13 protein-coding genes are annotated in these 11,568 nt (G+C 70.2%); 6 read left to right on the forward strand and 7 right to left on the reverse strand.

The genetic code is table 11. The features are described 5' to 3' along the window. Window position 1: 1 nt before the first annotated feature. Window positions 2-538 (reverse strand): (2Fe-2S)-binding protein, encoded by a 537-nt coding sequence (locus VIL76_RS15515; RefSeq protein WP_414695438.1) that lies wholly within the window; start codon window positions 536-538, stop codon window positions 2-4. Between the two features lie 99 nt (window positions 539-637). Here VIL76_RS15515 and VIL76_RS15520 point away from each other — a divergent pair, with 99 nt between their 5' ends. Beyond that, on the forward strand, window positions 638-982 hold the full coding sequence (locus tag VIL76_RS15520; RefSeq protein WP_332045935.1) for a c-type cytochrome: 345 nt from the start codon (window positions 638-640) through the stop codon (window positions 980-982). Between the two features lies 1 nt (window position 983). Beyond that, window positions 984-1,871, forward strand: coding sequence for an NAD(P)-dependent oxidoreductase (locus tag VIL76_RS15525; RefSeq protein ID WP_332045936.1), 888 nt, complete (start codon window positions 984-986; stop codon window positions 1,869-1,871). On the opposite strand, the gene VIL76_RS15530 is transcribed toward VIL76_RS15525, so the two are convergent. The 3 genes from VIL76_RS15530 to epmA all read right to left on the reverse strand — a co-directional run bounded on the left by VIL76_RS15530 (window position 1,868) and on the right by epmA (window position 5,665). After that, window positions 1,868-3,544 carry an MFS transporter gene (locus VIL76_RS15530; RefSeq protein ID WP_332045937.1) on the reverse strand — a complete coding sequence of 559 codons (1,677 nt, stop codon included), beginning with the start codon at window positions 3,542-3,544 and terminating at the stop codon, window positions 1,868-1,870. The genes VIL76_RS15525 and VIL76_RS15530 overlap by 4 nt on opposite strands. 62 nt (window positions 3,545-3,606) lie before the next feature. Further along, the gene (locus VIL76_RS15535; protein ID WP_332045938.1) at window positions 3,607-4,626 is read right to left on the reverse strand and encodes a lysine-2,3-aminomutase-like protein; all 1,020 of its coding nucleotides are present in this window, start codon (window positions 4,624-4,626) and stop codon (window positions 3,607-3,609) included. A gap of 19 nt (window positions 4,627-4,645) precedes the next feature. Then, window positions 4,646-5,665 (reverse strand): EF-P lysine aminoacylase EpmA, encoded by a 1,020-nt coding sequence (epmA, locus tag VIL76_RS15540; RefSeq protein WP_332045939.1) that lies wholly within the window; start codon window positions 5,663-5,665, stop codon window positions 4,646-4,648. Between the two features lie 118 nt (window positions 5,666-5,783). On the opposite strand from epmA, the gene efp reads away from it, so the two are divergent. Then, entirely contained in the window at window positions 5,784-6,350 is a 567-nt protein-coding gene (gene efp, locus VIL76_RS15545) for an elongation factor P (protein ID WP_332045940.1), read from the forward strand. Here the strand turns inward: efp and VIL76_RS15550 are convergent. Continuing rightward, entirely contained in the window at window positions 6,347-7,156 is an 810-nt protein-coding gene (locus VIL76_RS15550; RefSeq protein WP_332045941.1) for a hypothetical protein, read from the reverse strand. The genes efp and VIL76_RS15550 overlap by 4 nt on opposite strands. Window positions 7,157-7,260: 104 nt before the next feature. Between VIL76_RS15550 and VIL76_RS15555 the strand changes: the two genes are divergently transcribed. Genes VIL76_RS15555 through phoB form a run of 3 tightly spaced genes read left to right on the forward strand, consistent with a single transcriptional unit; the run spans window position 7,261 to window position 9,802 of the window. Then, window positions 7,261-8,364, forward strand: a complete 1,104-nt coding sequence (locus tag VIL76_RS15555) for a sensor histidine kinase (protein WP_332045942.1) — start codon at window positions 7,261-7,263, stop codon at window positions 8,362-8,364. Between the two features lie 59 nt (window positions 8,365-8,423). Beyond that, on the forward strand, window positions 8,424-9,116 hold the full coding sequence (gene phoU / locus VIL76_RS15560; RefSeq protein WP_332045943.1) for a phosphate signaling complex protein PhoU: 693 nt from the start codon (window positions 8,424-8,426) through the stop codon (window positions 9,114-9,116). Continuing rightward, complete coding sequence (gene phoB, locus VIL76_RS15565; RefSeq protein ID WP_332045944.1) at window positions 9,113-9,802, forward strand: phosphate regulon transcriptional regulator PhoB; 690 nt, start codon at window positions 9,113-9,115, stop codon at window positions 9,800-9,802. The genes phoU and phoB overlap by 4 nt, the downstream gene beginning before the upstream one ends. Before the next feature lie 3 nt (window positions 9,803-9,805). On the opposite strand, the gene VIL76_RS15570 is transcribed toward phoB, so the two are convergent. Beyond that, window positions 9,806-10,819 carry an inorganic phosphate transporter gene (locus VIL76_RS15570; protein WP_332045945.1) on the reverse strand — a complete coding sequence of 338 codons (1,014 nt, stop codon included), beginning with the start codon at window positions 10,817-10,819 and terminating at the stop codon, window positions 9,806-9,808. A 12-nt stretch (window positions 10,820-10,831) separates the two neighbouring features. Continuing rightward, window positions 10,832-11,473 carry a DUF47 domain-containing protein gene (locus tag VIL76_RS15575; protein WP_332045946.1) on the reverse strand — a complete coding sequence of 214 codons (642 nt, stop codon included), beginning with the start codon at window positions 11,471-11,473 and terminating at the stop codon, window positions 10,832-10,834. Between the last annotated feature and the right edge of the window lie 95 nt (window positions 11,474-11,568).

An 11,568-nucleotide genomic window follows, 5' to 3' on the forward strand; every position in this document is an offset into this window, starting at 1 on the left:
TTCAACCCTTGAGCGGCGGGACGGCGAGCGGCGCCGGGGCCACTGCCACCGGGGGCGGCGTCACCCCTGCCGCTTCCTTGATCGCGGCGTGGATGCGCTGGTAGGTCCCGCAGCGGCAGATGTTGCCCTCCATCGCTGCGTCGATGGCCGCATCGTCCGGCTTCGGGTTGGACTGCAGCAGCGCCACCGCGCTCATGATCTGGCCCGACTGGCAGTAGCCGCACTGGGGCACGTCGTTCCTCACCCAGGCCTGCTGGATCGGGTGACTGCCGCCCAGCGCCTCGATGGTGGTGATCTTCATCGCCCCGAGCGCGCTCACCGGCAGCTGGCAGGAGCGCACCGGCTGGCCGTCGGCGAGCACCGTGCAGGCCCCGCACTGGGCGATGCCGCAGCCGTACTTGGTCCCGGTCAGCCCCAGTTCATCTCTGAGCACCCATAGGAGGGGGGTATCGGGCTGGGCCTTCACCTCGTAGGCCTTGCCGTTCACGTCGAGCGTCGCCATGGCGGAAAGCCCCTCCCGATCTTCGCCTTTGATCATCCTAACGCCGTTCAGACGGCCGGGTAAGCCTCTGCCCCCTTGGCGGACCGGCGTTTCGAACGGTACTTAGCGCCGCAATATTCTTTGGGGAGATTTTAAGTGAGCCGTATTGCCTTCGCCGCCCTTGCCGCGAGCCTCGCCGCCACACCGGCGCTCGCCGCCGACGGGGAGACCCTGTTCAACACCCAGTGCAAGATGTGCCACGGCGGCTCGGTCATGGGGCCGAAGCTGGAAGGCGTGGCCGGCGCCAAGATCGCCGCGCGGCCGGACTTCAACTACTCTCCCGGCCTGAAGGCCAAGGCCGACGGGACCTGGACCGACGCCAACCTCGACGCCTTCCTGAAGGCGCCGACCACCTTCGCGCCGGGCACGCGGATGATGATCTCCGTCCAGCCGGACGATAACCGCAAGGCGATCATCGGCTACCTGAAGACCCTGAAGTAGGATGGACGCCTTCCCCGCCTTCTTCCCGCTCGCGGGCCGCACGGTGGTCATCGCAGGCGAGGGGGAGGCGGCGGAGGCGAAGGAACGCCTGCTGGAGTCCTCGCCCGCCACGATCCGGCGGCTGAAGGGCGACGACGCCAAGAAGCCGATCAGCTACCAGGGCGCGATCCTCGCCTTCGTGGCCAGCCGCGACGACGCTTTCGCGCTCGCCGCCTGCGCCGCGGCGCGCGCCGCCCACGTGCCGGTGAACGCGGTGGACCGTCCCGAGCTCTGCGACTTCACCACGCCGGCCGTGATCGACCGCGGGGAGGTGGTGGCCGCCATCGGCACCGCCGGCGCCTCGCCGATGCTGGCGACCATCTTGCGCCATGACATCGAGGTCCGGGTGCCGGAGGGCGCCGGGCGCGTCGCCGCCCTGTTCCGCAAGCTGCAGACGGAAGTGCGCGAGGCGCTGCCGGAGCCGCACCGGCGGCGCGCCTTCCTGCGCGCGGCGCTGACCGGCTCGGCGGCCCAGGCCGCCATCTCCGGCGACATGGAGGCCGCCGAGCGGCGCCTGCGCGAGGCGCTGGCCAAGGGCGAGCAGGGGCTGGGCGTGGTCCAGCTGCTCGACGCCCGGGGCCCCGCCGAGCTCCTGACCCTGAAGGCCAGCCGGGCGCTGGCTGAGGCCGACGTGCTGGTGTGCGACGCCGGCGTCGACCCGAACGTGGTGTCGCTGGCCCGCCGAGACGCCGAGCGCCTGGCGCCGGGCATGGTCACGCCCGCCCAGCTCAAGGCCCTGGTCGAGGAGGGCAAGCGCGTGGTGCGCCTGACCGAGGGCCCCGTCCCCGCCGACGACCTCGCGGAGGCGGGCGTGGTGGTCGAGATCCTGCCCTTCGCCGCCAACAGCTAGGCGTCCAGCGGCCGCCCCTTGGTCTCCGGCAGGAAGAACAGGCAGGTGACCACCGACAGCGCCGTGAAGGCGAACGGGTACCAGAGGCCGGAATAGATGTTGCCCACGGCCGCCACGATCGCGAAGGCGGTGAACGGCACGAAGCCGCCGATCCAGCCGGTGCCGATGTGGTAGGGCAGGCTGAGCGCCGTGTAGCGGATCCGCGTCGGGAACAGCTCCACCAGGCAGGCGGCGATCGGCCCGTAGAGCGCGGTCGCGGCGATCACGAACACCAGCAGCACGCCGAACGCGCCCAAGAGGTTCATGCGGCTCACGTCGGCCTTGGCCGGATAGCCGGCCTGGGTCAGCGCCTGCTTGATGCGGGTCTCCACCGCCCCCTTCACCGCCTTAGTGACCTCCGGCGACAAGCCCGCCGCGCTGACCGACGGGACGGTGTTGGTCCCCACCCGCACAAAGGCGGCCGAACCGCGGGCGCCTTCCTCGGTGGCGTAGGATACGCCGGCGTTGGCCAGCGTCGACTTGGCGATGTCGCAGGACGAGACGAACTGCGCCTTGCCGACGGGGTCGAACTGTAGCGAGCAGTCAGCCGGGTCGGCGACCACCACCACCGGCGTGCGCTGCTCGGCCTCGGCGAGCGCCGGGTTGAGCGTCTGCGACAGCATGTGGAAGCCGGGGAAGTAGGCCAGCAGCATGAGGGTCATGCCGAACAGCATCACCGGCTTGCGGCCGATCTTGTCCGAGAGCCAGCCGAAGACGACGTAGAAGATGGCGCTCACCGCCGTGGCCGAGAGCATCAGGGTGTTGATGGTCTCGGGCGGCACCTTCAGGAACCGCTCCATGAAGGTCTGGGTGTAGAAGAAGGCCGTGTACCAGACGGCGCCCTGGGCCGACATGATCGCCACCAGCGCCAGCAGCACGATCTTCAGGTTGGGCCAGTGGCCGAAGGATTCCTTGTAGGGCGCCTTCGAGGCTTGGCCCTCGGCCTTCATCTTCTCGAAGGCCGGGCTCTCCGACAGCTTCATCCGCATCCAGATGGAGATCGCCAGCAGGCCCGCCGAGAACAGGAACGGTATGCGCCAGCCCCAGGCGTCGAAGGCCTCGGCGCCGAACAGGGCGCCCACCACCAGCCGCGTCACCAGGATCACGATCAGCGCGCCGAACAGGCCCAGCGCCGCCGAGGTCTGCACCCAGCTGGTCGAGCGGCCGCGGGCGTTGGCGGGCGCGTGCTCCGCCACATAGATCGCCGCGCCACCGTACTCGCCGCCCAGCGCGAAGCCCTGGATCACCCGCATCAGCAAGAGGAGCATCGGCGCGGCGATGCCGATGGCCGCGTAGCTGGGCAACAGGCCGATGGCGACGGTGGCGCCCCCCATCAGGGTCACGGTGACGAGGAAGGCGCCTTTTCGGCCCAGCCGGTCGCCGATCCGGCCGAAAACCAGCGCGCCGAGCGGCCGGAACAGGAAGCCCGCGCCGAACAGGCCCAGCGCGGCGATGTAGCCCGCCGTCGGCGGCAAGGCCGAGAAGAAGGTCTTCGAGATGACCTGGGTCAGGCTGCCGAAGACGAAGAAGTCGTACCACTCGAACGCGGTGCCCGCCGCCGAGGCCGCCACCACGGTGGTGAGCGGCGTCTCCTTCTTCGCAGCTGCGCTGCCCTCAGCGGCGATCTCCGCCATGCCCTTGTCTCCCCCGGTACTTGCCCGCAGCTCTAGCATTCTGCCGCAAGTGCGTGGAAGGGTCAGGCCCGCGGATAGGCGTGCAGGCCGCCGGTCGGGTCCTCGATGTCCTGGCCGTGCAGGTAGCAGGGGCCGATGGGGACCTTGCCGTGGCCGCCGGGAATGTCGAGGACGTAGGTCGGCTGTGCGAGGCCAGAGACGCGGCCCCGCAAGCTCCGCATCAGCGCCTGGCCCTCGGCGACCGAAGTGCGCAGGTGCGAGGTGCCGGGCGCCAGGTCCCCGTGGTGCAGGTAATAGGGCTTGATCCGGCTCTCAACCATGGCCCGGAACAACGCCTCCAGCGCCGCCGGCTCGTCGTTGACGCCCTTCAGCAGCACGGTCTGGCCGAGCATCGGGACGCCCGCGTCGACGAGCTTCGCACAGACCGCCCGCGCCTCCGCCGTCAGTTCGGCGGCATGGTTGGCGTGCAGCGCGACGTACACGGCCTTGCCGGACCGCTTCAGCGCCGCGACGAGGGCGTTCGTCACCAGCTCGGGCGCGACCGCCGGCACGCGCGTGTGGAAGCGGACGACCTTGACGTGGTCGATCGCCGCCACCCGGTCCATTATCGCCTGGATCCGCCGGGGCGACAGGATGAAGGGATCGCCGCCGGTGACGATGACCTCCCAGACCTCCGGCCGCCCGGCGATGTAGGCGAAGGCGGCGTCAAGCTGGGCTCGGGTGAGGGGGCGCAGGCCTTTCGGCCCCACCATCTCGCGGCGGAAGCAGAACCGGCAGTAGACCGCACAGGCGTGGTTGGCCTTCAGCAGCACCCGGTCGGGGTAGCGGTGCACGATGCCAGCCACCGGCGAATGCGCCTCGTCGCCCACGGGATCGGCGCTCTCCTGCGGCTGCACGTCCAGCTCCGCCTCCGTGGGCGTGAACTGGCGCGCGATGGCCGGCTCGTCAGACAGCGCCAGCATCGCCGGCGTGATCGCCACCGCGTATTGCGCCGCCACCTGCTCCAGCTTCGGCAGGTCCTGCGGCCCCACGAGGCCAAGCTCGGCGAGCGCCTGCGGCGTCCTGAGGGTCTGGGCGGTCATGCGCGCGCCATATGGCCCCTCAGGGGACGGGCGTCCACAGGACCTGCTCGATGTGGCTGGCGCCGGTCGCCAGCATCACCAGCCGATCGAAGCCCAGCGCCCCGCCGCTGGCCGGCGGCATTTGCGCCAGCGCGGCCAGGAAGTCCTCATCGAGCGGATAGCGCTCGCCGTAGACCCGCTGCTTCTCGTCCATCTCGATCTCGAACCGCCGGCGCTGCTCGGCGGCGTCGGTGAGCTCGGCGAAGCAGTTGGCCAGCTCCACCCCGCACGCATAGAGCTCGAACCGCTCGGCCACCCGCGGGTCCGACGGCTTGGGCCGCGCCAGCGCCGCCTCGCTTGCCGGGTATTCGCACAGGATCGTCGCGCGGCCTCGGCCGAGGTTCGGCTCCACCTTCTCCACCAGCACCCGGCTGAAGATGTCGGCCCAGGTGTCGTCTGCAGCGGTCCGGACGTCGGCCGCCGCCGCCAGGGCGTCGCGGTCGTCCAGCACGGCCATAAGGTCGATCCCCGCCCAGCGGTCGAAGGCCTCGGCCAGGGTCACCCGCTCCGGCTGCGCGAACGGATCGACCTCCACGCCCCGGAACCCGAACGCTCTGGTCCCCGCCGTCTCCGCCGCCAGCGCCATCAGGGCCGCACAGTCGGCCATGAGGGTCTCGTACGGCTCGCCCATCCGATACCACTCCAGCATGGTGAACTCGGGATGGTGCAGCGGCCCGCGCTCCCGGTTGCGCCACACATGGCCCAGGCTGAAGATCCGCTCCTCGCCGGCGGCCAGTAGCTTCTTGCAGGCGAACTCCGGCGAGGTGTGCAGGTAGAGGGGCTCACGCTCCCCACCCGGCCCGATCGCCTCTGTGGCGAAGGCGGACAGGTGCGCCTCGTTGCCGGGCGAGACCGCCAGCGCCGCCGGCTCCACCTCTACGAACCCGCGGGCCTCGAACCAGCCGCGCACCGCCCGCGTCACGGCGTTGCGCGCCAGCAGGAACGGCCGGCGGTCGGCGTGCCGGCCGGGGCTCCACCAGGGCGAGGGCGTGTCGGGCAAGGGGGGTGCGACCAAGGCTAGGGCTGGAGATTTCGACGTTTGCCGCTATAGGAGCGCGCCAACCAATCTCTTAGCGGACCGGCGAGAACAGGCGGCCGCGCATCATCGAGGATTTCACGTGAGGGTCCAGGCCAGCTCGCTCCGCAAGGGCAATGTCGTCGATCTCGAAGGCAAGCTCTACGTCGTGCTCACCGCCCAGAACATCCACCCGGGCAAGGGCACGCCGGTCACCCAGCTGGACATGCGCCGCATCTCCGACGGGGTGAAGGTCTCGGAGCGCTACCGCACGACGGAGTCCGTGGAGCGGGCGACCGTGGACGAGCGCGAGTACACCTTCCTCTACCACGACGGCGAAGGGTTCCACTTCATGAACCCGGAGACCTACGACCAGGTCGTGGCCTCGCCGGAGATGGTCGGCGACGCCCACTACTACCTGACCGACGGCGTCACGGTGAAGCTGCTCACCCACGAGGGCGTGCCGATCGGCATCGAGCTGCCGCGCCTGGCGACCTTCGAGGTGGTCGACACCGAGCCCTCCGTGAAGGGCCAGACCGCCTCGTCCTCCTACAAGCCGGCGGTGCTCTCCAACGGCCTGCGCACCATGATCCCGCCCTACATCACCGTGGGCACGCGCATCGTCGTCCTGACGGAGGACGGCTCCTACCAGGAACGCGCCAAGGACTAGGCCCAGGCGGGGTGCGAGGCCTTCATCCAACGGGTCATGTGCCGCATCTCGGCGATGAGGCGCCCGTCCTGGTCGCGGAACTCTGAATCGAACCACGCGAACTCGGTCTTCGGCGAGGCGCCGACGCAGACCACGCGGCCGGTCTTGCGGTACGGGACCCCGGTGCGGATCGGCCCGGCCCGCAGCGCGATCTCGGTGGCTCCGTAGAAGCCCACCGCCGGCCCCAGCTCCACACCTGTCGTGTAGACGCTGAGCGCGCGGTGCATCTGCTGCGGATCGCTGACAATCCCGTCCACGCCCACGTCGCCGGGGATCACGTAGTCGTCCTTCGCCCCGATCTCCTGGCCCACGGTCATCGCCTTCAGGATGCGGATCTCGTCTGCCGGGGCGTTCTCCAGCGGCAGGCCGCGCACGTAGGGGACCGCGTCCGGCCGGCCCACCGAGACCGCGCCCTTGCAGACGGTCTTGCCCTCCGGCGTCTCCACCCAGGCCTCCAGCTGCACGTCGGCCGCGTCGGTCTCCGGCGCCTTTGCGACCGCGCGGACCTCTTCTCCGTCCAGTGTGGCGAAGGTGTAGAACATGCTGATCGTCCCCTGCGACAACCAGCGGTCGCCGAACAGCTGCGTCAGCAGGGGCGCGAAATGGGAGAGGTGCACGGTCCCCGGGATAGTGCCGCCGCGCATGCCCACCTTCTTCGCCACCGCGTCGTTGTGGATCGAGGTCGGGCCGACGTTCTGCCACCGGTTCTTCGGCCGCACCCATTCGCCCGCGATCCCATCAGCCCTGACCAGGGTCTCGCTCGCCATGGTCTCCTCCCACCTACCGTTGTTTTGCGGACAATAGGCCCGCGGGAGGAGCCCGGCCAAGCGCGGGTTGCGGCCGCCGCCGTTCCGGGCGATGACCTTGGCCCGTGTCCGAGGCCCTGACCGAAGAGGCGCCGCTCGCCGCCGAGCGCATCCTGGAGCTGCTGCCCGACCCGGTGCTGGTCGTGCGCGGCGCGCCGGCTGATCCCGCCATCGCCTATGCCAACGCCGCGGCGCGCGAGCTCTTCCGCATGGAGCTGGTGGGCGCCCCGGTGGGGGCGGCCCTGCGCCACCCCGCCGTGCTGGAGGCCATCGACCATGGCGGCCCGGCCGAGGTCGCCTTCGAGACGATCGGGGTGCAGCCCCGGTTCTGGCGCGCCTTCCTCCGCCCGCTAGGGGAGCGCGAGCTGACCCTCGTGCTGCGCGACGAGACCGACGCCCGGCGCACCGAGCGCATGCGCGCCGACTTCCTGGCCAACGCCAGCCACGAGCTGCGCACGCCGCTGGCCTCCCTCGCCGGGTTCGTCGAGACCCTGCAGACCCACGCCAAGGACGATCCCGGCGCCCGCGACCGCTTCCTGGCTATCATGGCCGAGCAGGCCGGGCGCATGTCGCGCCTGATCGACGACCTGCTCTCGCTCAGCCGCATCGAACTCAACGAGCACGTGCCGCCCTCCGGCGAGGTGGACCTGGCCCACGTGGCTGGCGACGTGCTGGACGCCACCCGGCCACTCGCCGTGCAGCGGGGCGTCGCCGTCGAGTTCGCTGCGGCGCCCGACTTGCCGCGGATCGCCGGAGACCACGACCAGCTGGTGCAGGTCGCGCAAAACCTGATCGACAACGCCCTGAAGTACTCCGCCAGGGGGCAGGCGGTGAGCGTCTGCCTGGAAGCCGCACCGACGCTGGAGGCGGCGCGGGCTCCGACGCGCGAGGGCGGGGTGGCCTTGTCGCTGCTCAGCCCTGACGCCGGCGAGCCGGCCGGCTACGCCGTGCTGCGGATCGCCGACCGCGGGCGGGGGATCGCCCGCCAGCACCTGCCGCGTCTGGCCGAGCGCTTCTATAGGGTCGAGGGCCAGAAGAGCGGCGGCACGGGGCTCGGCCTCGCCATCGTCAAGCACGTCGTCAACCGCCACCGCGGCGGCCTGGTGGTGGAGAGCGCGGAGGGGGAGGGGACTACCTTCAGCGTCTATCTGCCCGCGGCGTCGGCCTGACTGTCGCAAAACTGTCGTGAGCCGCCGCTAAGGTGGCGCTCAAGAGTGCGGAGTCGCATGTGACCAGTTCCTGCCAGGCCGAGCTGCGCAAGCTGACGGCGGAGGTGATCCGCATGGGCGGGCTCGCGGAGGCGCAGGTCGTCGACGCCGTCGACGCGGTGGTCCGCCGCGACGTGGCGCTGGCCCAGGCGCTCATCGTGCGCGACCTGCGGCTCGACAGCATGCAGGCCGAGGTGGAGCGCCGGGCCCTGAAGCTGATCGCCGGCCACAGCCCGGGCGAGCCCGACCTGCGTCGCGCGATCTCGGCGCTGAAGATGGCGATGAACCTGGAGCGCTGCGGCGACCTGGCCCGCAACATAGCCAAGCGCAGTCTGGTGCTCTCGGCCGCCGAGCCCCTGCTGCCACTGGTTGGCGCCATCGAGCGGATGGGCCGGCTGGTCTCCGCGCGCCTTCGCGAGGCGCTCGACGCCTACGCCGCTGGCGAGATGGAGCTGGCGCTGGCCGTGTGGCGCCGGGACGGCGAGGTGGACGAGCACTACGAGAGCCTGTTCCGCGAGCTGCTGGCCTACATGGCCGGCCAGCCCGACGCCGTGGCGTCGGGCGCCCACCTGCTGTTCATCGCCAAGAACCTCGAGCGGATCGGCGACCACGCGACCAACATCGCCGAGATCCTGCACTTCCAGATCACCGGCGAGGAGATCGCCGGCGAGCGGCCGAAGGTGAGTCTGCCGCAAGCCGAGGCCTTCACGTGACGCCCTATGTGCTGGTGGTCGAGGACGAGGACCCGATCGCCACCCTGCTCGACTACAACCTCGGCAAGGAAGGCTTCCGCGTCGAGCGCGCCGCCGACGGCGAAGAGGCCCTGCTGAAGGTCGAGGAGGAGACGCCGGACCTCATCCTGCTGGACTGGATGCTGCCGAAGGTCTCCGGCGTGGAGGTCTGCCGCCAGCTGCGCGCCCACCCTGAGACCCGCCGCACACCGATTCTGATGCTGACCGCCCGCGGCGAGGAGACCGACAAGGTCCGCGGCCTCGACACCGGCGCCGACGACTATGTGGTCAAGCCCTTCGCCATGACCGAGCTCGCCGCCCGCATCCGCGCCCTGCTGCGCCGCGCCCGGCCCGAGCTGGTCGACGAGCGGCTGGAATATGCCGACCTGGTGCTGGACCGCGGCAGCCATCGCGTCACCCGCGCCGGCCATGCCGTCCACCTGGGTCCCACCGAGTACCGCCTGCTGGACTTCCTGATGCAGCGGCCCGGCCGGGTCTTCACCCGCGAGCGGCTGCTCGACGCCGTCTGGGGCTCCAACACCTACGTCGAGGCGCGCACCGTCGACGTCCACGTCGGCCGCCTCCGCAAGGCGCTGCATCGCCCCGGCGCGCCCGACCTGATCCGGACGGTGCGCTCGGCCGGCTATTCGCTCGACGAGCGGGCCTGACCGCTAGAACGTGCGGTCCGCGAACCGCGCCGCCCAGTAGAACAGCGCCGCCACCAGGCCGGACATGGGCAGGGTGATGATCCAGGCCCAGACGATCCTGCTCGCCACCCCCCAGCGCACGGCCGACATCCGCCGTGCGGCGCCCACGCCCACGATGGCGCCGGTGATGGTGTGGGTGGTGGAGATCGGCACGCCGATGTGGGTGGCCAGGAAGATGGTGATGGCCCCGCCGGTCTCGGCGCAGAAGCCCTGCTGCGGCGACAGACGGGTGATCTTCGAGCCCATGGTGTGCACGATCCGCCAGCCGCCGAACAGCGTGCCCAGCCCCAGCGCCGCCTGGCAGGTGATCACCACCCAGAACGGCACGTGGAACTCCCCGCCCAGGTAACCGTGCGAATAGAGCAGGACGGCGATGATCCCCATGGTCTTCTGGGCGTCGTTGCCGCCGTGCCCGAGCGAGAACATGGCCGCGGAGACGAACTGCATCTTCCGGAACACCGAGTCGGCGAAGGCCGGCGACGACTTCACGAAGGCCCAAGAGACGATGAACACCAGCAGGAGAGCCAGCCCGAAGCCCAGGCTGGGCGACACCACGATCCCGGCCAGGGTCTTCAGCACCCCCTGCACCACGATGCCGTCGAACCCGGCCTTGGCGATGCCTGCGCCCAGCAGGCCGCCGATCAGGGCATGCGAGGACGACGACGGGATGCCGACGAGCCAGGTGATGACGTTCCAGGTGATCGCCCCGCCCAGCGCCCCGAAGATCACCGCGTCAGAGATGATGTCCGGCGAGACGATGCCCTTGCCGACGGTATTCGCCACGTGCAGGCCGAAGAACAGGAAGGCGATGAAGTTGAAGAACGCCGCCCACGCCACCGCGGCCCGCGGCGACAGCACCCGGGTCGAGACAATGGTGGCGATGGAGTTGGCCGCGTCGTGCAGGCCGTTCAGGAAGTCGAAGGCCAGCGCCACGACAACCAGGAAGATCACGATCAGGCTGACGCCTGCGATGTCCATCGGGGCCGCCCGCTAGAGGTGTTCGATCAGCACGCCGCTGATCCGGTTGGCCACGTCCTCGAAGCGGTCCACCACCTTCTCCAGGTGATCGTAGATCTCAGCGCCGACGATGTAGGCCATCGGGTCCGACTTGCCGACGTCGCGGTAGAGCGCCGCGATGCCGGAATCGTAGAGCTGGTCGCTCTCCTCCTCGAGGCGGGTGACCTGGTCGGTAATCTGGTTCAGCCGCGCGGCGTTGCTGTTCATCGAGCGCAGCAGGGGCACGGCCTCGGCCGTCAGGCTGGCGGTCTTCACGATCACCTCGCCCAGCCGGAGCATGTCGGGCTGGAAGCTGCGCTGCTCGAACAGCGTCGTGACCTTCGCGGTCTTGTGCATCTGGTCGATGGCGTCGTCCATCGAGGTGATCAGGTCGATGATGTCCGATCGGTCGAAGGGGGTGATGAAGGTCTTGCGGACCAGCAGCATCACCTCGCGGGTGATGTCGTCGGCGTCGTTCTCATGCTTGGCCACGGCCGCACAGTGCTCCGGCGTCTGCGGACCGCCCTGCAGGAGCTGGTGGAGCGCGCCGGCGCCGGCGCAAAGCGTCTGCGCATGCCGGTCGAAGAGGTCGAAGAACCGCCCCTCCTTCGGCATGATCGCCTGGAACCAGTTCATCGCGTCCTCGATGGGTGTGACACTTTTGGCGCCGGGAGCCCTAGGACCTGACCCGGCCGCTGTAAATGGGCGGCGTCATCGAACTGTTGCAAAAC

Origin of the sequence: Phenylobacterium sp. (assembly GCF_036563285.1) — a bacterium.
Taxonomy (GTDB): Bacteria; Pseudomonadota; Alphaproteobacteria; order Caulobacterales; family Caulobacteraceae; genus Phenylobacterium.